Here is a 21,039-nt window from a genome sequence, read left to right on the forward strand (position 1 = left end):
TTTTTTATGGTTTATAAGTTCTTAATTGTTCGTTAAAATTTTCACGTATTTGCTTATGCTGCTTCATCACTTCATATACTGCTCTTGCTCTTTCTTTATCCGGTGCAGTAAGATAAGCCATCAACTTTTCCTGTGCTGCCTTCGATAATGTTTCCTGACTAGCCAATACTGACAGTGCTTGTTTAAATAGGGCCTGATTTAGTTGCGGTAAGTAATCAACTATTTGTAATACCACAGCCGAATCCAGACTCAGTTCGCTTATCTTTTTTAACATAGCTACTTGTTGCATATAAGGTGATCGGTCAAAAACGCGCCATAATTGCTCTTGCATTTTGTCTGTGGCAAAATAACTTAAGTTGATCCGTTCCCAAACACGGCGGGCGGCAAACACGTTATCGCTTTCCAACAAAGTCAGCACATCCGTTAGAAAGCCTGCACGTACCAACCCTTCCGTATCCATCACCTCGCCCAGCGCAAAATACACATAATGGTAGTTGTCGCTCCGCAAAAAGTGATGCAGCAAGGCGTCATTCAACTTGCTCTGCGTAATTTTTAGAATTTCGCCCGGAGTCGTACCATGTGCCAGGTGCCATAGCGTATAGCAGGTATATAAAGCTCCCTCAATAACCTCTCCTTTCACGGTGTTTTTTGTAGCACCGGTAATTGCGTCCACCGAATCTGATAGGCCTTGACTGGTTGAATCTACGAGGTCTTCCATTTTAAAATCCTTTAAGAGCGAGTTTTCGTTCAAAAGGATTTCCTGTAATTTACTATGGTCTTCCGGCGTAAATTCTTTATGGTCTAACTTAGTCAAAGGTTCCGCCTTTGGCACTTCATAACGCAAATAATTACCCAGCAAATCCCAGAACAATTTAATGCGTACCGGTTTGCAGACATTGTCTAGGCAAACCGGCGTAAATACATCCCGGAAATAATAAACAGGTTGGTTCCCTGCATCAAAAACCAACACCAATTCATAAGTCTCACCCTGCTCTGTTAATGTATAACTTTCCCGAGCCGACTGTGCCTGCACTGAAGCGAGCCATACATAGCTCATCAACAAACTTAATCCGTAGCGAAGCATGCTTATCATAATTTTAAACCTTCTCGTTCATCGAAATTAACTATAAGAAAGCCAAGCGGTTGCAACACAATCTCGATCAACTTTAAACCGGATCCATCGTGCTTGAAATGACGGCGGAAAATCAAAATCGACCTTTTCGCCTTGCCGTACCTTGATCGATTTATAACGTATCCAATTACCATCGCCTCCTGGATCTACCTCCATAGTAAAAATCACGCTTTCCGTTGCCTGGTGGGACATTCTCAATTTCCGTTGATCATAGAACCCGATTAAATACGGGTCGGAGGCGATGCCTTCACGCACCTCGCTATCTTTCCAAGGGCCGCCCTCCCCCCTTGGCTTGCCGAGCTTCCATAGATCATCAATCACACCGGCCCAAACCGCAGCCTTCTTATCTTCTGAGACAATTATATGTTCGTTTCGGTTTACTTCCAGCTGCGAGGGGTCTATCCCCGTCATAATCAACATCCCTCGGTAAGAAGCGTAATCGTTCATGTTGAACGCATGCGAGGCTACCGGTCTCAACTTTGCAAAGCCATCCGCATTTTCTGCAGGCAACTCGTAAAAGGTACCATGGCAATTAAACAAATCGCGTTCAGTAGCCACTTCGCGGCATATCCGCAAGGTTCCCTCATGGATTAATTCCGTAAAAGACTTATTCCCCATTGGAAGTCGCCATCTGCGTCCTTTATCATCAATAATCAGTACCGAAGCGCTATCTACATGTACCACTTTTTTGGGTATAGCAAAACGCTGCTCGATAAACCTTGCAGTTGTATCATCTTTCTTGGCAACGAGCTGCATTTTTTCATTCAGTTCATAATATCCGATATTCGCTTTTAATTCACCCTTTTCGTATTGTCTGGCCACCATTCCCATGGCCTTTCGTTGATCGCCTAAACCGTACAATAAGCCACCGTTGAAGGTAGATGTCTTTGCAAGGCCATCAAAAAGATCAGCTGCATCCCGTCCACGTTTTTCAGTTTGTGCGTAAGTAAAATGTGCACTAGCATTTGTTGTCACTGCATTTTTAATCCGTATCCATTCTCCTTTTTCTTCCCTATCAAAGGGTACCTGTATCGCTTCTCCCGGTAACACCTTCACCACCTTATGTGTTTGCCACTGCCCATTACCTGACAGATCTACTTCAAACGTGAAGCTTGTTTCAACCTTACCGTCATTCGACAACCAGCAGGACCGGATCGGCCAACCTGCAAACAAAAAGGGATCGGAGAGCTGTCCGGCGCCTACATGCTCTTGCTGCCAAACCGAGCCGTCGGCGGTAGCTGGTCCTAGCAGATCAGGTTTTTCCAACGAAGTAAACCATAAATTGGAATTCGATTGTCCGGGGCCTTCAATGCCCCCCTTTGCCTTTCGTTTATTCAGAAACTCCCGCTCGGCTGAATCATCGCAGCCGAAAACTAAGCGATCGTTCCATCTTGCAAAGTCGCCAATCACCTTAAGGTATGCCGATCGTGGGCGGACACCAGCTGTTTGCCTAAGGTTAAAATTCCCTGGAAAACGCCAAAACAAACCGTGCATAGTCATCAAATAGTCCGGTTTCTCCGCCGTACCTATATTTCTGATCCGCGGCCATTCGGTATTCCAACCATGGGCGCCATCATAACTATGGCTTGCTTTCGGCAAGCGGAAGAATGACCAACCATCAGCTCCCCGCACACCCAACAGCACCGATTTATGATCCCAACCGACGGTCCAGATAGGATCCTCACCAGGATTAACATTTCCATAAATACCTCCCGGACCCGTTATTTCCGTGAATTGATTTCTACGGATCATTTTCCACTGCTTGCCGTCCCACTCATGCAGACCGCCGGAAGGCGCGTTGAAATGATGAAGCGCACTATCCCCCCGTTCGCCGTTATTACTGTATACCAGGACCCCTTGTCCTGAATAAAGCCCTTTACCATGCCATCCGATTAAATTGGCCATGGGTACCTGCCGTCTTTGCTCCGGTTTCAAATTTTCATCAGCAAAGAGCCACTGCGGTTTTAACGTATGCACATCCACCTCATAAAAACCTTCCTCCATCGTTCCGTAGTATATTTTGTTGGCAGGATCCGTCAAGTGGCGGGCATTGCCCGTCAGACGACCCGGCATATCTTTGTACTGAATGGCCCGTACCTGTCGAGTCGAATCAATTGCATATGGGCCGATGAACAGTTGTTTACTTTCACGGTGAATCATACGATTGGCAGGCGTACCACCGATACTTTCCGGGTGGATTGTCCGTTCCATATCCTCCTTTATTTCATATAAACGGTCTGAAGAGCCGAAAGGGAGATGCGGACCATAAGTAATCACCCATAACCTATCCTGCCAAGGCACCACAGCGCCCGTACCACATTCGCCCTCATCATTATACATTGCTAGATGCGGATAAATGCCACTGATCTGGATCGGCTCTTTAGGTTCTTGTACTGCACAAGCGCTCAGTAAGCAGAACAACAGCGCATAACCTACTATTTTTTTCATTTGTAACATCTTTCTTTTGGTATTGAATTAATAGTTAGGGTTCTGTTTTAAACCGCTGGTTAGCACCTCATTGGTAGGTATAGGCCAAATATATTGCCGCGTTGCGTCAAACTTCCGTACAGCGATCTGTTTAATCTGTCCCGCGCTATACATAGCCGAAAAATCGGCCGTACCATCTTCATCAATCAACGGTACCTGCGGAAAAAACCATAAACCTGTGTTTATCACTTTCGCCCGCAAATCATCGACATCGAGCATGCCATAGTTTATTCTGTTCAGCACCTTTTCTGCCAACTGCCAACGAATGATATCCATGTACCGAATACCTTCGAGCGCAAATTCCATCCGGCGTTCCGTCCGCACAATCCGGCGCATTTGGTCTTGCGTACTCAATTGCACAGCCGGGTAGGTTTGTGTATCGCCGAGGTCAACGCCATAGCCTCTGGCCCGTACCAGATTAATCGCTTCCGTTACGGAATCATCCAATTCGCCCAATTCAATCTTAGCCTCCGCATACATAAGGAGTACATCCGCATAGCGGATGATAATCTGATCGGGTTCCACCTGCCATGAATTTTTCAACCAATCCTCATCGATGCCCTTTTTCCAAAGCAGCCCGTTAAAAGAAGCGTATTGCGCAACCGAACGGGTATCCCTATTCTCAACCCTTGTGCCATTAGTCACGTTTAAGACCGTCAGTGTATCGGGATGTGGCTGATAGATATAACCTAGATGTGGTGTCTGAAACTCGACAATGGTTTTAGCACAACGGGGGTCACGATTTCGGAAAGGCATTCGTGGATCAAACAAGGGCGATTCGTCTATCGGCAAGCCATCTGTGCACAGAAAAGCACAGAAAAGATCCCATGAAGGCGCTTTCGCTCCCCATCCGCCGGCATTACGGGGCACATAGTTCTGGCAATCTCCTTTGGTAACATTAAGGACAATCGAACGCGGAAATCCAAAAACCGTTTCAATCGAGTTCTTCGTTTTGGAGAGGAATAACTCCGAAAAATCCGCGTGCAGGCGATACACATCTAGATCCATACAGGCCTTTGCAGCATTTTTTGCCGTTTCCCAATCGCCCATATACAAAGCAATACGCGCTTTCAGCGCCAACGCCGCTCCGGCAGTCGCCCGTTTGGGTTCTGAGGCACCGTAACTAATCTTTAGCTTATCCGCTGCGAAATCGTAATCTTCATAGATCTTTTGAAGCACCATGGTAGGGTCGGCTTGTTCAGCGACCATAGCTTCGTCAATGTCCATCATCGTTTCCGTATAGATGATATTACGATAATGCGTTAGAAGCCGCGCATACTGGGAAGCGCGCACAAAACGCGCTTCAGCAACATAACGATCGCGCTGTTCCTGCGACAGCAGATTTGCCGCCCTGTCTACACTGGCCACAATGTTATTGGCCCTTGCAATACACTTATACGTATTTTTCCACCAGTCGCTCACAAACTGTGTTCGCCCATCAAGCGTTGCGTTTGTAATTGGTGTTAACCCATCCCGATAAATCCAGTCGTCGGTCCACTCATCCTGATCCATCATCCAAAAATCAGCTTTATACAAACCGTTCAGAGACATCTCAATCTCTTCCGGTGTAGAGTTCCAAGTTTCGCTCGATCCTTGTGATAGCGGATTCAGATCCAATTTACCGCAGGAGGCCAAAAGCAGTGTAAACGCTGCATAGATGTATGTTTTTACTGAAAAGTTCATATCCATTTCGTTAAAATTTTACGGAAGCACCGATTAAAAAAGTTCTGGTGATGGGATAACCGAGCGTATTCATTTCCGGATCCCAGCCTTTGGGAAAATTATGAATGGCGAAAACATCGTTCACGGTTCCATATATCCGCAATCCTTTCAGATGTACTTTATCCATCCATCTCTGTGGAAAGGCATAACCTATGGTCACATTCTTCAAGCGGAGATAGCCCCCATTGATGAGCCAATAATCAGACATCGCATAATTATTTCCGGCAGAAGTATTCGAATAGCGGGGATATTTAGCTTGTAAGTTTTGTTCATCACTTTGGTAATAGCTCCATGTATTTCCGTCCAAGATGGCCGGAAAATTACCATAGTTTTCGCGGAGCGGCTGCACGATGTCCTGATGCAGTCGGCTGTTCTGTTTTCCGACACCTTGGATAACGAAAGATAAATCCCAACTTTTATAGCCTACGTTGAAGTTACCACCGAATATGTAGCGCGGCAAGGAACCGCCCAGCAAAACTCGGTCGTATTCCTGCGATATCTTGCCATCGGGAACACCGTCAGGCCCACTGATATCCTTGTAACGGACGTCCCCCGGACGGACATTGGCGTTTAGTTTGGCCGAATTATCCACTTCCGCTTGTGTTTGATACAGACCATCCGACAGATAGCCATACCATTCATTAAACTCACTCCCTTCGATTTTTATCTGATCGCCGATAAACTCCGTTCCTCCTAAGTCGCCCATACGGGAGATGAAATCGGATATATTGAAGGAGGCACCGTAACGGAAATCACCGGCACGGTCGTTCCAACCAATCTGCGCTTCCCAGCCCTTTGTATACATTTTTCCTGTATTCTGATCCGGATTATCGAAGCCCACATAATCCGGAATTTCCAATTTTAACAACATATCCTTGGTTGTCTTTTTGTAATAGTCGCCTACAAAACTCAACCGGTTATCAAAAAAGTTCACATCCAGTCCGATATCGAACGAAGAGGTAGTCTCCCAAGAAATATCACGGATCACATACTGCCATTGCGCAGCCGACTGTCCGGCGATGATGGTGTTTCCCTGATAAAAGAGGGATTTATTCTCAAATGACAACAAAGCCTGGTAAGGATAGTTGCCAATACGTTCATTACCTAGCGTACCGTAAGACGCTCGTAGTTTTAAAAACGACAGCGGTTTCCATTGATCCTTTAAGAAGTCTTCGTTAGACAGCACCCAGCCTGCCGAAACCGAAGGAAAGGAGCCCCAGCGATGGGCGGGAGCGAAACGTGATGAGCCATCATAGCGAATGTTAGCCTGAAGAAGATACTTATCCTGATAGTTATACATTATCCGGCCAAACCACGACCGATAGGCATTTTCATAAGCATTGCCACTGTTATTGCGATAGTCCAACGGACCGATATCGAGATAGGGATAGTTCGTCAGTAAATATTGACCACGTGAAGCACCCAGATCCTCATTAAACGCATAAAAGTACTCATAGCCCGCTAACGCATTAATATGGTGATCACCCAGCTGCTTGGTGTAATTCGCCAGGAATTGTACGGTATAGCGGTGACTGTCGTTGCGTTCCTCCTGCAACTTCGTCTCCGTGGCCTGTTCAATATAACCGGCAATCGTTTCCGGGTCGCTAAAAGTAGTATAAGGTACCTTTCGGTTAAATACCTTGGCCTTATCAAAATTTAGAAAGGGAGAGAAAACGCCCGATAATTTCAAGCCATCCAGAGGTGTAAAATCCAAGCTTATTTTTCCACCCACTTGATTGTACCAGTAGTGCTCAAAGCCCCCCTCTTTCATCAATGCGTAGATATTAGCACCATCTTTACCCGCCCCGATTCGTCCATCTGACCATAGAGCCGCATAAATAGGTGGCATAATACCCATTTTATACATCGGCGTAGTGGCCCGGCCATCCTCGTTCAGCGATCGTGCATCAAAAACCGCATTTTTGGTAATGGTTCGCCGATAACTAAGGTCGGCGCTCGCCTTTAAATACTTTCCGATGGTAAAGTCGTTATTGATTCTGGTTGTGATCCGATCATAACTTCTTTCGTCATAAAAAGCTTCGTTTTTATCATACACGATAGACGCGCGGGTTTTTATAAATTTATTAGCTCCATAGATACCCAGTACGTGACTCTGTCTTGGTGCAAAGTCGCGCAACATGAGTCCACGCCAATCAGTAATGGGATAAGCGTCCGGGTTCTCGCCATTCAATTGCAGATAATTTTCCACCAACTGTTGCGTATAGATCGGGTATTGATTCTCACTGTTACCGTTATCATTCCAACGTAGCTCATTGGTCAGCTGCATATAACGAACTGCATCAACGTATTCAGGGTATTGGGTAGCTTTTTCCCAGCCATATTCGACCGAATAATCCAAGCCTATCTGCCCTTCCTTTGCCCTCTTGGTAGTAATAAGAATCACCCCTGAGGCCGCGCGCGAGCCATATATAGAAGCTGAGGCTGCGTCTTTCAATACGGAAATATTTTCAATATCGTTCGGGTTTACGCTGTTGATATCGTCAATGGGCACCCCATCAAGAATATAAAGCGGGTTTAGCCCTCCATCGGTGATGGTTGTGATACCCCGTACCCGTATAGTGGCCGACGAGCCGGGTGCGTTGTTATTACGAGTCACCATCAAACCCGGAACCGCTCCCTGCAAAGCCTGTGATATCTGCGTCGTTTTACGGGCGGTAATCAGGTCGCCCTGCACGCTCGAAACGGCTCCTGTCAAATCCTTTTTGGCAACGGTCCCATAACCAACAACCACTACTTCGTCGAGTAAAGCCTCTTCACGTTCCAATTGAATTACAAGCTGTTGTCGTATATCTATCGTGCTTATGTCGATCTCCTTTTTAACAAAACCGATCGAACTGACTACCAAGACCGCATCTCTTGACACCTGCAAAGAGAATTCGCCGTCCATATTCGTTTTTGTACCACTGTTTTGGCGGTCTTTCCGGTAGATTGATGCACCAGGCATTGGCGCACCGTCTTTGTCCGTCACCTTTCCTTTAACAGACACTTCCTGTTGTATTACCGGATGTGATACTACGGCTTTCTTCCGTTCCAGCAATACCGTAGATTTGTCGATTTTGTAAATCAGTGGCTGCCCTTCCAAACAACGGTCCAATATTTCAGACAGAGGCCGATTGTGTAGATGAACAGTCACCGGTGCCACATCTGAAAGGTCGTCGGTGGCATACAAAAAATCGTATCCCGTTTGCTTCTTTAATATTCTGAAAACACTTTTCAAGGACAGGTTCTCTACTGAAAGTGTCGCATTTTGTGCACGTACGGCAGCCTCCAGATGGAAGTAAAACACCATTGTCAGGAAAACAGCATATTTCATAACCAGTATAGGTTTTAATAGGCAAGGGTATCCCTTACCACCTTTTTTGGTAGTATATTTTTTGTACATTTGTATAGGTTTTAATTAATAATTGTAGTATACAAAAATTGGTTACCTAGCATGTACCGGAAGTGCCGTGAACATTTCCGGTATTTTTGTAACTCCCTTTGTAAATAAATATCAAGGCATAACAACAATCCTCCTTCCTTTTTTAAAATAAGAACCATTCTCTAGCTTAAACCTTAAGCCTCCCAATCGCTCCAGGTGGCTTAACAATTCCTCGATAGGTTTCGTACGTGAGAAAGTACCTCCAAACTTTTTTGTCGGAATAGTCCCCTGAAACACCACTTCTGTGTTGTACCAACGTGCAATCTGATACATAATAGACTTAATATCAAGGTCATCAAACACGAAATAATCATTCTTCCATGCCACAAAAATTTCGGGATCTATCTTTGACTTGCTTAAATGACTTCCGCCACGATCTGCTCTTGCCTGCTCGCCCGGTTCTAATACCACTCTCTGTTTAGCTAAGGACACGGCAACGGCGCCATCGGTTAACGTTGTCAGCACTTCCTTCTCGTCCGGATAAGCGGACACATTGAATGCAGTGCCCATTACCGCTATCATAGTCCCATTCGCCTCCACAAAAAAAGGTTGCTGTGCTTGTTGCTTCACCTCGAAATACGCTTCTCCTCTCAATATTACCTTTCGACTTGCCCTCCCGAAGGCGGAAGGAAAAGAAAGTTCAGAGCAGGCATTCAGCCAGACTTTACTACCATCGGGTAAAAGCAAGTGATAGCTGGCTCCCGGAGGAATTCGTAAGGTATTCCATTTCTCTTCCGAAGCCCTATCTTCTGTCTCTGACCGATATGCGTAACTGATGCTATTGTCCATTCCCTTTTTTATGATACCAGCTTCAGTTTGGCTTACGCCTCCCCCCTTTAAACTTCCAAGGTCAATTTCGGTTCCATCAGACATAGTGAGCCGCGCACCATCAACCTGCTCCGGTAAAGCGATTATATGGTCCGCCTGTAATTGCGGCTGTTCCGCTTTCTGCCAAAAAACAATTCCCGTCACTACCGCTAAAAAGCAGGCCGCAATGGCAGCGAAACGGTAATAGGCGGGTACGCGTCGCCGCAACCGAAGCGACACGCTTTGCTCGATTTTACCGGCAATACGCTGCTTCACCTCGGCCAAGTGTTCCCGATTACTCCAAGACCAATCCGATTGCTCTTCAACATGGCGCAACCAAGCTTCCACCCATTTTTTTTCATCAGGCGTACATCGATCCTTGGCATAACGTTCCAGCAAGATTTTGATTTCCTCTTCGGTCATCGGTATTTATGATTTATAAAGGTCTTTCCTATAAGAGTAGCAAAAATGGAAATGGTGGTAGATTAATTTGAAAAAAAATGAAGATTTGGTTTATAAGCAATAGAATTTGATCATCACCAGCAGTATTAAGGCGCTGTACTGGTCTTTATTCAATTTTTCGCGTAGCGTTTTAAGTGAATTGTATATCTGCTTTTTTACCGTTTCATTTGATATGCCCAGTCGTTCGGCAATTTGTTTATGACTGAGCTCCTCTTTACGGCTTAACAGGAAAATCTCCCGCATTTTAGTTGGCAACTTTTCAATTTCAGACTCAAAGAATTGCTCCAGGCCTTTTGCCATGAAAGCTTCGTCCGATGCACCTGCCAACTCATCAAAAAAAGACTTAATTGAGCTTAGATAATGACGAGTTTCGATATTGCGCCTAATAATCTTGACCGCATTGTTACGGACAATTGCCAATAGATAGCTTTGTATATTTTCAACATGCTCTATTGATTTCCGATACTTCCAGCATGAAACGAACGTATCCTGAACGGCATCCTCTGCGTCATCCTCGTTATCCAGAATGCGGACGGCGCACAGAAAAAGTCGCTCCCAATAGGCATCGTACAATTCAGCAAAAGCCGAATCATCGCCTGCAATAAAGCGCTGCAACAAGGCACGATCTCTTTTTCCGCTCATGAAGATTAGGTTTATATCAGCTTCTATTTAAGGATCACTTAAATATATTCGAATATATAAAAAATTAATAAGCTTGAGCAAGCAAAAAAAAATCGCTGATTTAATTAGCGAATTAAGCTACTATTACGCGAAGCTGAGACCGAAACCAAAGAAGTGTTGATATTTTCACGTCGACCCAAATGCATATTGTTTGCCGTTAAGAAAAATGATGGTCGCAATCGCCATCGCGGCGATCTACTCAATCCTATTGATCTTTTCGATCCTTTTCAATCAATTTACGAGCTATTTCCAATGCGTCCTCATCACCTGAAAACACATCAGGAATGACACCGGTACCCTCCCATCCTTCATCGGAATGTGGAGCGACCACCATCTTTACCGGAACAAAAGCGATCAGATTTCGCTTGAGCGGAACAAAAGACCCCGCAATACCGGCACCTGCCGTGGTATCGCCCACAATGGTTGCTCTACCAAGCTTTTGCATGGCATAAGCTAAGCCTTCCGATGCGGAAGCCGTTCCAGGCCCCACCAAAATGTATACTTTAGCATCCGGGTTTCTCCTACCGGGCACATACGAATAGGTCCACTCCTGCTCGTCCATTTTACGATTTTTGTAAAACCCGTTCAGATAAAATTTTTCATTTCCGGGCGAATAGAAATAAGAAGCGATAAAACGTCCCATATGACCGGTACCACCTGGATTATGGCGGATATCAAGGATCACATATTTACTGTGAGCTGCCATATTCATAGCTGCAGATGCCATTTCAAAGGATTCTTGTGTTCCCCAAAACGGACCGGGGATATCAATATAAGCGGTAGATTTAGCACCATCGATCTGTACACTTTTAAAGCCGTAATTTTGAGTTTTCATACGCTTTAGTTCTGTGCTGTCGTCCGATCGACGGCCTGAAGGTGCCGATAAACGCTTATAGGTTTCCTCATTTTTCATGACCCGCAGATGCACATCTTTATGCACAGTACGTAAGTCCTCCGTTAACTTCTTAGCCAGCGAATCTTCAGATAACCCTACGTAACGACCAGCCTTTTCATTTCTTAATATGGCTTGCTGATATTTGGCAGATATTTCGGGAAACGGATATACCTCCACCAACTGATCTGTCAATTTTTGCACAATATCATGTACATCTTTAACACCGACGGTTTGTGCACTTGCGGATGCACTAAACAATAATAAGGCTATTGATAAGGCTTTTTTGATTTTAATAGGGTTCATTTTAAACATCATACCAACAAATATAAAAATGCCGATTCAGTGTCATGCGGGTCCCCCACCGGATTAACAATACATTAACAATTAAGATAGTTTAACGTATTATGTTATCAACTCCATCCGTTAAATGAAGCCCGAAAAGCTAGGGGTGTCAAGTTTGTTTTACTTTTGAAGAGCTTACTGAAGCTTTGCGGATGCTCAAAGCCCAGGTTGTAGGCTATTTCGCTCACCGACCGATCAGTTGTTGACAATTGTTCTTTCGCTATTTCAATGACTTTATGGTGTATATGCCATTGCGTGCTTTGCCCGGTTAATAGCTGGAGCAAGTTGCGGAGGTAGGTAGGCGATACGTGCAAACTATCGGATATATATTTTACAGTCGGCAAGCCTTTATGCATTAAATCCCCATCGTCGAAATAGTCGGCAAGCAGCCGTTCCAACCGATCGAGTATTTGGTGGTTACTTACCTGTCGGGTGATAAATTGCCTTTGGTAGAAGCGATCAGCGTAATTAAGTAAGGTCTCTATTTGAGAAATAATAATAGGTTGACTGAATTTGTCGATATTCGTTTGATATTCCTGTTCAATGTTTTGAATAATGCCATTTAAGGTCGATTCCTCCTTTGCTGAGAGGAATAGAGCCTCATTCACTGCATAATCAAAAAAATCATATTTTTTAATCGCCTTGGCCAAAGATGTATTCCAAAGGAAATCCGGATGAAATAGCAGTAGCCAGCCGGCATGTTGCATAGCAGCATCGCTACTTTTCGTAATACTAAACACCTGATTGGGTGCCATAAAAAATAGCACCCCCTCATCAAAATCATACACCTGTTGACCATAGCGTATCTTCGCATTGCTCATTCGCTTTAAAGAAATGGAATAAAAGTCCAATATCAAGCTGTCCCAATCATAAGAAGAATCATGCTGAATGAGCCGATAATCCACCACGCTGACCAATGGATGTTCGGGCTCAGGCAAATTGCGCAGCTTATGAAATTCACTAATGGATTTAATACGCCTTGGTACAGACATAAATTTTTAATTAGTTACGATGAAAAACATGCGCAAACTCTTCTGCATAACTTTCAAGCGATACCCTCCCAAATGCTGGTGGATGCTCGTCAAAATCCGCTCGCAATTTTCCGTTATGAATGGCCATTCCCAATTCGATCAGCTTTTCCGCTGTCTCCTGACGCATTCCTCTATCCCGCAAGTTTTTCATCACCTCATCTTCCGGTAAAGTTAACCATTTCAGATCAGGCATACCAATTGCCTTACCCAAAATCGTGGCAACCTCATTGCACGTACGATCATCGCTGACCACATACCGGATCGGCCTTGTTTCCCCTACAAGCGTTAGCTCTTCCGCTACGGCATCTGCAATATCCAGTGGCGAAACCATCGGTAATCGATCGTTACCGCCATAAACAGCGCCTATGAATCCTGCTGTCTTAATCATTCCGATAAAAGACTCCAAATTATAATAAAAAAAACCTGGACGAACATGCGTTAAATTAATAGCCGGGATTTTATTCAACATCTGCTCCACACGATAAGAACCCGTAATGATGCCGGTCGCCGATGGCAAATGTGCTCCATAACTGCTCAAATGAACAATTCTTTTCACACCGGATTTCCGTATAGCATGATCATATATTTTTCCGGTAGATTCGTAATAAACGATTTGATCGGGCTGCGTAAAGTCGGGCGGTATCATACAAAAGGCTGCATCCGCACCAAGAAATACTTGTTCAAGAAACTCACTGTCAAGCAAAGATCCGATCGCAGCTTTTGCACCCAGTGTTTCAATATCCCTTTGCCTATCGGGATTGCTACTAATAAGTGTTACCGCATGTCCTCTCTTTACTAATTGTTCCGTTAGCGGACTACCGATATGTCCTAAAGAACCTGTTACTATAATCTTCATTTTTTATGCATTTTATTTGTACAAAAGTCCCTATTTGCATAAAAATGGATGTAGCCGAATCGATCTATTTTGTAGTTAAAAAACTTAGTCTCGCTCGTTGTACACAATGTAATCCCAGGCCTGCACATGATGTTTATCACTTGGGTTTTTTATCCGTACACGTACCTGATGTTTTCCCGTTGGCAGCTGATATTTCCAGAAAAGCTCATACCTTCGCGTGCGATAAGCAGTCGGCAGCTTTGCTCGTTCCATTAACTTTCCGTCAATGTAACACTCCGCGTCAAAAACATAGTCCGCTGCTACCCCAACGTTCCGATTAGCGGCACCCCGCAGTACAAAACCGGTACCTTCCACTTCGAACGAAAACTCATCGGAAATGCTCTGGTTGATGCTTTGCTTTGCAATTGGATACACGCCCTCAAAGCTTTGTTCCAATTTTACGGTTTTGATCGGCTCCACCGGAATCCTTACTTGTGTCGGTGTCACTACCCCTCCATTTTTACGTAGCATTTCCAAAGCGTGCTTATAACTAATATCGTATACTTTGTTGAGCGACATGCGCGTGTATTTGAAATCCATATCCTCCACATCCCTTAAGCCCTTTTTCCAGAAGTCCGGAATTTTATTATAGCCATAAATAGTACCCAGTACACCTGCTGCAGAAGAAGGGTTACAATCCGAGTCCTGGCCGGCACGCGTTGAAATTTCCAAGGTTTTGGTAAAATCACCTTTGCCATAAAGCAGGCCCAATACCACGTAGGCAGCGTTCACCTTGGCGTCAATATCAAGCGGAGCAAAAATACCTTCCGGGCAACCTACCTCCTCCGTCCACTTACGTTGAATTTCAAACCAGGTTTTCTTCCAATCGTCGGGATATTGGTCGTGCCAGCGAATCACATCCGCGAGGCATTGATAGAAACTGCTTTCTACCGGAATCGTCTTCAAAGCTTCCTTCACTATAAAACCGACATCATCATGCAAAAAAGCCAAGGCGTACATGGCTCCCATATATACCCCACCATACCAACCATCACCGTAATTCATGATATGTCCTACCTTATCACTGAGCGCCGAGGCAGCATTCGGCATACCGGGACTCATTAAGCCTGCAAAATCCGCTTCTATTTGAAAGTCGATATCATCCGCGTGCGGGTTATTCAGCCAATGTCCCGATTCGGGCGCCTTCAGCCCGTTCAATATATTATATCTCGCGGCTTGATTGGCGTGCCATAGATTATAGCCGGCATTAGCAAAAGCATGCGCAAAAGAATCCACCGGCGCCTCAATCCCGTAGCGTTCGATTACATCCACAAAAGTCAAGTCCATATATATATCATCGTAGAGATCGGGCCATTCCAGCATCAGCTTCTTAATTTGGCCGTCGCTCCAGGGAATCGGTTGATAATCCTGGATAAAAGTACCGTTATGCCGGAATTCGGTATAACTTCCAAAAGAAACACCGATCGTCTGTCCGGCCCAACCACCTTTAATCTTATCCAATAATTTGGCCCTATCGATAGTCACTTCTTCCCTGCCGGGATGATCCATGACTTTTGCTATCAGTTCCGAAGAAGTGGCGAGTAAAAAAACGGCCACTTTAAATAAAGTATTCATCATATTAAAGGTTTAAAAAATTTAATTGTATCCGGGGTTCTGTTTTAAGTTCGGGTTCGCCTGCATCTCCGTAAACGGAATCGGAAAAAGATTCAGATGTTCACTTTGTGAGGCCGAGTGAAAGCGCCATTCACCGCGGGTATAATTATTATCAAAACGGATTAACTGCGATCGTCTCAAACCTTCCAGTGCAAACTCACGCCCCCACTCGAGCAGCATATTTCCCCATCTAACAGCTGTACCGTTCACCTGAACGGTTTCCGTTAAGTCTGAAGCGCTCAATGCCGACTCCACGCTTCGCTTGCGTACCGCATTCACCAAGATTGCCGCTTCATTTGCATCTTCTCCCAATCGTAAAATGCACTCTGCTTTCATATAATAAACCTCAGCGTAACGCATAGCCACCCAGTCATTGTTCATCGCTCGGCTTGTTCCCATTTCGATTTCATATTTTCCGCAACGATAGCCTTCGGCCTCGCCGCCATTCTCCAAACTGGATACCTCTTTAGTATAATTCAATGGTTTTCCGGCCCATCCTGGTACAATTCCTGTACAATAAAGCATCGATCCGTCACTACCATACTGCTGGCCCATACGCCAAGTCTTCTCCAGACGATGATCATCCGCTGCATAATGCTCAACAAACGAAGGGACCGCACAAACCCCATTATCCAGCCAGGTCTGCAAGTTAAAGGTCTTTACGTTAGAAGGATGCAGTGTTTTCTGCAAGGCCATATAAATCGTACTACCTGTTTTTACCTCATCGTTAGGATAAGCGAATATGATCTCCGGTGAGTTTTCGTTACGCACCGCAAAAGGAGCACTATAATCCGGTTCCAGGCTATACTTCCCGGAAGCGATAATTTCATCGCACAAAAGCTTACAGGCATCATACATGGGTTTCCCAATCCAAGCTTCCGCATTTAAATACAAGCGCGCCAATAGCATTTTCGCATTGAATTTATTAAACCTTCCGTAAGAAAGTCGAGTATCCTCACTCAATAAATCTACATTTTTTTTGATACTCGCTTCAATAAAATCGAACACTTCCTGCCTTGTATTAGTCGCCGGTAAATATCCCGGTTCCACATCAAAACGATCGATCAGCGGCACATTTCCAAAAGCTTCGCAGAGAATATAATACCAGTAGGCTCTCGCCAGCTCTAATTCGGCAATAAATCTGTCCTTGTTCTGAATAGGGAACTCGGCCTTATTGATCTGATAAATCACGCGATTGCAATCACTGATACCGCCATAAGCTTGGCCCCAAAGATCGGAAAAATGCGGATCCTCACTTCGCCACGTGTGATTATTCAAACGGATGTAAATTCCACCGTCAAACCACGCAGCCCTCGGCGTCACCACAATATCTGTGGTCTCCTCAAAATCCCACCATTTACGCCATTCCAACAAGCCCCTATATCCTCCATATACTGGCGCCACTGCTGCCAGCAGATCCCGCTCGTCCCGATAGAAATGCTCTTCCGTCAGTTGATCATACACCTCCTCATCCAGATTGGTACAAGCACTAAAGCTCAATATATTTAATAACACAAATGTTATTCGAAATAGATACATTTTCATAATACACGATTTATAGGTTAATCATACAGCCCAATGTATAGGATCGCACCGTAGGATAAAGCGATTTACTTTCAACTCCCGGCGCTAAGCCTTTTATACTTACCTCCGGATCCATGCCTTTGTAGCCGGTAAAGGTATATAGGTTAAGGCCCGAGAGATAGACCCGTAACCTTTTAAAATACTTATTGTTCAGGTTCAGGTTGTAGCCAAAAGTTATGTTGTCAATCTTTACAAAATCTCCATCCTCGATAAAATAGCTATTATAAACCTGCGGTTCCCATACATAGGAATTACTGCCAAAGGGTTTATTTAGGGCTGATTTAGGGAGGTTTCCCTCACTTATCCTACCCATCGTTTCCCAATGCGCACGGTATTCATTAAACACCTGGTAATCAAATGCACCCCTCACCATCATCCCTAGATCAAACTTCCTATAGCGCATATATACATTCAAAGAAGCATACATCTTTGGCAGGCCGTTTCCAAGCACTTGCTTATCTTCCTGTCCTGCCTCACTCTGCAGTTTTTGTCCGCCGTCCAATGCCTCAACCAGCCACCTACCTTCCTCAGATAGACCTACTGCTTTCAATCCGTAAAAATTACCCAAAGGTTCGCCCTGTTTAACAATATGGGTGTATTGTTGTATACCCGATGAGGTCCAACCCGTATACCAGTAATCCCGCTGATAGCTTTCGTTCGATAAGGATACCACCTTGTTCTTATTATAGGAGAAGTTGCCCGTCAAACTCAAATCAAACTGTTCACGTTGCACAGCTTTTCCTGTTAATGAGATTTCCACTCCGCGGTTATTTATTTTACCCACATTTGCCCACATCGAACTGGTATAATTAGGAGGCACTGGCACCTGGTATTCGGCCAGTAGATCGCTGGTCGTACGATCATACAGATCCAACGTAGCGCTTATTCGGCTTTTCAGTAAGCTTACATCCAAACCAACGTTCCATTCAGCTTTCCGCTCCCACTTCAGATTTGGATTAGGGTTAGATGCCGGGACCACCCCACGTATCCATTCGCCATTAAGAAAACTAGGTGAGGTATAATTTAAAAGTACAAGGGATTGATAGGCACTTCCGATCTCCGTACCCGTGATGCCATATCCAACGCGTAACTTCAGGTCGTCAATAGCCTTTGCGTTTTCCATAAAGCGCTCCTTCGAGATTCGCCAGCCCGCTGAAACCGCAGGAAAGAAACCCCATTTGTTATCCTTTCCGAATTTGGTAGATCCTTCCCGCCGAAGACTGGTCATCACCATATATTTATCCGCATAATTGTAAGTAAGCCGTCCGAAGAAAGAAATGAGCTTACTATTATTACGATAGCTCGACAGCTGTGCCCTCCCATCTAAGATGGCATTTGACGATTGAATGTTCCAAGCCTCAAAATAGTCGGTCGGAAAATCAAAGGCATACATGGAGCTTCCCTGCCGGTTAAAATCCTGATAATTGTAACCGATCATGCCCGTTATACTATGCAATCCGATGTCTTTCACGTAATCAGCCGTCAGTTCCAGTGTCCGATCCATATGCAAGTTATTCCACTTCGTAACTTCACCGTTCTTGTTTTCGATCGTTGTCGTAAAATAGCGGAAAGTATTCCATTTATCACGTGTATCGTCATAGCGTTGAAATCCGCCCATAACACTTACATTTAAATTACTGATGGGTGAATACGTTATTCGTCCACTGGTTAATAAGGTATTCGCCCGCTGCTTATCCGTTTCCTCATTCAGTAAAGCAACCGGATTATAAGGTTTGTAAGAAACCCCGTATTCGTTGTAAGTTCCGTCCGCTGCATAAACCGGTCGCGTTGGATTTGACAACATCGCTTGCAGAAAAGCATCATACCAAGTAACCTGCTGCGTAACCATCGAATTGCTGATATTAAACTGGAATTTCAATTTATCGTCCCACATATTGTGGTTGATATTGGCTTTCAAAATAATCGGCTTCTTATAAGTGCGCAGTAAAACTCCCTCCTGTGAACGATAGGTTCCCGAAAGCATGTAGTTTGTACTTGCCGTCCCGCCTCTTAGCGAAAGATTATGCACAAAATTGATCGGCGTCCGTGTTACCTCCTCCACCCAATCCGTAGAAGTGCCCTCATCGCTTACCTTGTCCGCAAACTGCGGATCCTGTAATAGGCTCCGATAGTCCGTCGCATTCAACAGTTCCGGCTTTTTCTGCAACTGCTCATAACTGTAATATGTATGGTAATCCAAAGAAGCTGCACCGGCCTTTGCCTTTTTAGTTGTTACAAGGATCACCCCGTTTGTACCACGCGTACCATAAATGGCTGCAGCCGATCCGTCTTTTAACACATCAATAGACTCCACGTCTTCAGGTGCAATGGCGTTCAGACTCCCGCCGGGGATTCCATCAATAACCACTAAAGGGTCCGATGAAGCCGATATTGTGGAAACGCCTCGGATGTTAATTTGAACACCGGCGGTCGGGTCGCCCGATGGATTGGACATTTGCAGGCCCGCCACTTTACCTTGCAGGAGCTGCGTAGGACTCCGCACCATACCCTGTACAAATTCGTCCGATTTTACATTGGCAATAGCGCTGGTCACTTCGCCTTTCTTCATCGATCCATATCCTACTACCACCACCTCGTCCAGTTTTGAGGCGTCGGGCACGAGCTGCACAATCACAGAAGCCCTTCCCTGCAGAGGTATCAAGCGATCAGTATAGCCCAAATACGTGATTCGAAGCGTATCCTGTAAATTGGCTACCGATAACTCAAAACGACCTTTTTCATCCGTTAAGGCCGTTTTTCCGCTACCAACGGCCGTAATGCTGGCCTTTACCAGCGCACGCTCAGTCCCTTGTTCTTTAACCGTCCCCTTTACGGTCAACTGTGCGAAACCGGGAAGATACCATAAGGAAAAACAGAGCAATAAGAAGCCCTTAGAAATCTTTTCCATTTCTTTTGAAATTAAGGTTTACAAATTAGGTTCAGTTTCCCGCCATTATTATCAATCCGAGACCGATAATAAAAAGCAGAAACATGGATGTTATATAAAATTTAACGGTTTTGCTCCCACCTTGAAACTCCTTCCAGACAAACACGCCCCACACTGCGGCAACCAGAGTAGCCCCCTGTCCCAGCCCGTAGGAAATCGCCGGACCGGCCTTTCCGGCGGCAATCAGGTTAAAGAGATTTCCAAGCCCCCAGATAGCGCCACCCAGAAGTCCCACTGTATGCATGCGCAGCGGGCCGCGGAAATACATGCTATATGCGATAGGCGGTCCCTCCAAGGGTCTCCGCATCAAGAAGCTGTTAAAAAACAAGTTGCTCACCGCGATTCCGAGTGCGAAAATCACAAAAGCGGTATAAGGCGTCATCTTTCCTACAGCGGGTGTCCTAAAATCCGAGAGGTCCATGCCGGCCGCTACAAAGGGATAAAAGGTTGACATCAATATCCCCGCAATGATCGAAACGACAATCCACTTTCCCGTAGCGCGACTATCCATATTTCCACCTCGATGCATACGATAGGCCAAGGCGTTCAGGATGATGGCCACACTCACACAGGTGACACCCGTAAAAAGCAAAAGAGGATCTCCCTTACTCGCCAGCACGTAGTTCAATACGACGCCAATAATCAAGGCCAGGCCAATGCCAAGTGGAAAGGCCACCGCCATACCCGCATGAGCGATGGCGGCTGTGAGCAGGATGTTTGCCAAATTAAATACCACACCGCCTATCAGTGCACTCCGGATATTAGCGGCTTCTGCCTGCTCCAAGTCTTGTAAAAAAGACCTTCCCCCCTCACCATAACTACCTAGCGTGAATGCACCGAGCAGTGCAAACAGCAGGATGCCCAATACATAATCCCAATAGAACAGTTCGAACCGCCACTGCCCCTGCACTAACTTTTGCGTATTAGCCCATGAACCCCAGCAGAGCATGGTAATTAGGCAGCATACGACCGCCAGCGTATAGGTTTCTACAATAAAC

The 21,039-nt window shown here is 45.2% G+C and carries 13 protein-coding genes; all 13 read right to left on the reverse strand.

The genetic code is table 11. The features are described 5' to 3' along the window. Positions 1-4: 4 nt before the first annotated feature. The gene (locus FKG96_RS19135) at positions 5-1,093 is read right to left on the reverse strand and encodes a hypothetical protein (protein WP_130855317.1); all 1,089 of its coding nucleotides are present in this window, start codon (positions 1,091-1,093) and stop codon (positions 5-7) included. Between the two features lie 27 nt (positions 1,094-1,120). After that, positions 1,121-3,580 carry a hypothetical protein gene (locus tag FKG96_RS19140; RefSeq protein WP_242627151.1) on the reverse strand — a complete coding sequence of 820 codons (2,460 nt, stop codon included), beginning with the start codon at positions 3,578-3,580 and terminating at the stop codon, positions 1,121-1,123. Positions 3,581-3,607: 27 nt separating this feature from the next. Then, positions 3,608-5,302, reverse strand: coding sequence for a RagB/SusD family nutrient uptake outer membrane protein (locus FKG96_RS19145; protein ID WP_242627150.1), 1,695 nt, complete (start codon positions 5,300-5,302; stop codon positions 3,608-3,610). 10 nt (positions 5,303-5,312) lie between these two features. Next, positions 5,313-8,744, reverse strand: coding sequence for a TonB-dependent receptor (locus FKG96_RS19150; RefSeq protein ID WP_130855314.1), 3,432 nt, complete (start codon positions 8,742-8,744; stop codon positions 5,313-5,315). A 111-nt stretch (positions 8,745-8,855) separates the two neighbouring features. After that, a complete protein-coding gene (locus FKG96_RS19155) occupies positions 8,856-10,013 on the reverse strand; it encodes a FecR family protein (RefSeq protein WP_130855313.1) in 1,158 nt (385 codons plus the stop codon). 90 nt (positions 10,014-10,103) lie between these two features. Continuing rightward, complete coding sequence (locus FKG96_RS19160; protein ID WP_130855312.1) at positions 10,104-10,694, reverse strand: RNA polymerase sigma factor; 591 nt, start codon at positions 10,692-10,694, stop codon at positions 10,104-10,106. Positions 10,695-10,938: 244 nt separating this feature from the next. After that, entirely contained in the window at positions 10,939-11,931 is a 993-nt protein-coding gene (locus FKG96_RS19165; protein ID WP_130855311.1) for a S41 family peptidase, read from the reverse strand. Between the two features lie 107 nt (positions 11,932-12,038). Then, positions 12,039-12,962 carry an AraC family transcriptional regulator gene (locus tag FKG96_RS19170; RefSeq protein ID WP_130855310.1) on the reverse strand — a complete coding sequence of 308 codons (924 nt, stop codon included), beginning with the start codon at positions 12,960-12,962 and terminating at the stop codon, positions 12,039-12,041. A 10-nt stretch (positions 12,963-12,972) separates the two neighbouring features. Beyond that, positions 12,973-13,857 (reverse strand): NAD(P)H-binding protein, encoded by an 885-nt coding sequence (locus FKG96_RS19175; RefSeq protein ID WP_130855309.1) that lies wholly within the window; start codon positions 13,855-13,857, stop codon positions 12,973-12,975. An 84-nt stretch (positions 13,858-13,941) separates the two neighbouring features. Then, on the reverse strand, positions 13,942-15,474 hold the full coding sequence (locus FKG96_RS19180; protein ID WP_130855308.1) for an ADP-ribosylglycohydrolase family protein: 1,533 nt from the start codon (positions 15,472-15,474) through the stop codon (positions 13,942-13,944). An 18-nt stretch (positions 15,475-15,492) separates the two neighbouring features. Further along, positions 15,493-17,055 carry a RagB/SusD family nutrient uptake outer membrane protein gene (locus FKG96_RS19185; RefSeq protein WP_149105857.1) on the reverse strand — a complete coding sequence of 521 codons (1,563 nt, stop codon included), beginning with the start codon at positions 17,053-17,055 and terminating at the stop codon, positions 15,493-15,495. Positions 17,056-17,065: 10 nt separating this feature from the next. Beyond that, positions 17,066-20,002: a TonB-dependent receptor gene (locus FKG96_RS19190; RefSeq protein ID WP_130855306.1), complete on the reverse strand. Its 2,937-nt coding sequence runs from the start codon at positions 20,000-20,002 to the stop codon at positions 17,066-17,068. Between the two features lie 31 nt (positions 20,003-20,033). Further along, complete coding sequence (locus FKG96_RS19195) at positions 20,034-20,990, reverse strand: GRP family sugar transporter (protein WP_242627149.1); 957 nt, start codon at positions 20,988-20,990, stop codon at positions 20,034-20,036. Positions 20,991-21,039: the final 49 nt, after the last annotated feature.

The organism is Olivibacter sp. LS-1, from assembly GCF_008245145.1.
Lineage (GTDB): Bacteria > Bacteroidota > Bacteroidia > Sphingobacteriales > Sphingobacteriaceae > Olivibacter > Olivibacter oleidegradans.

Excerpts from the sequence above, each read along its gene's own strand:
- FKG96_RS19135 (WP_130855317.1), bottom strand. The coding sequence starts at position 1,093 with ATGATAAGCATGCTTCGCTACGGATTAAGTTTGTTGATGAGCTATGTA.
- FKG96_RS19140 (WP_242627151.1), bottom strand. The coding sequence starts at position 3,580 with ATGAAAAAAATAGTAGGTTATGCGCTGTTGTTCTGCTTACTGAGCGCT.
- FKG96_RS19145 (WP_242627150.1), bottom strand. The coding sequence starts at position 5,302 with ATGAACTTTTCAGTAAAAACATACATCTATGCAGCGTTTACACTGCTT.
- FKG96_RS19150 (WP_130855314.1), bottom strand. The coding sequence starts at position 8,744 with ATGTACAAAAAATATACTACCAAAAAAGGTGGTAAGGGATACCCTTGC.
- FKG96_RS19155 (WP_130855313.1), bottom strand. The coding sequence starts at position 10,013 with ATGACCGAAGAGGAAATCAAAATCTTGCTGGAACGTTATGCCAAGGAT.
- FKG96_RS19160 (WP_130855312.1), bottom strand. The coding sequence starts at position 10,694 with ATGAGCGGAAAAAGAGATCGTGCCTTGTTGCAGCGCTTTATTGCAGGC.
- FKG96_RS19165 (WP_130855311.1), bottom strand. The coding sequence starts at position 11,931 with ATGAACCCTATTAAAATCAAAAAAGCCTTATCAATAGCCTTATTATTG.
- FKG96_RS19170 (WP_130855310.1), bottom strand. The coding sequence starts at position 12,962 with ATGTCTGTACCAAGGCGTATTAAATCCATTAGTGAATTTCATAAGCTG.
- FKG96_RS19175 (WP_130855309.1), bottom strand. The coding sequence starts at position 13,857 with ATGAAGATTATAGTAACAGGTTCTTTAGGACATATCGGTAGTCCGCTA.
- FKG96_RS19180 (WP_130855308.1), bottom strand. The coding sequence starts at position 15,474 with ATGATGAATACTTTATTTAAAGTGGCCGTTTTTTTACTCGCCACTTCT.
- FKG96_RS19185 (WP_149105857.1), bottom strand. The coding sequence starts at position 17,055 with ATGAAAATGTATCTATTTCGAATAACATTTGTGTTATTAAATATATTG.
- FKG96_RS19190 (WP_130855306.1), bottom strand. The coding sequence starts at position 20,002 with ATGGAAAAGATTTCTAAGGGCTTCTTATTGCTCTGTTTTTCCTTATGG.
- FKG96_RS19195 (WP_242627149.1), bottom strand. The coding sequence starts at position 20,990 with ATGCTCTGCTGGGGTTCATGGGCTAATACGCAAAAGTTAGTGCAGGGG.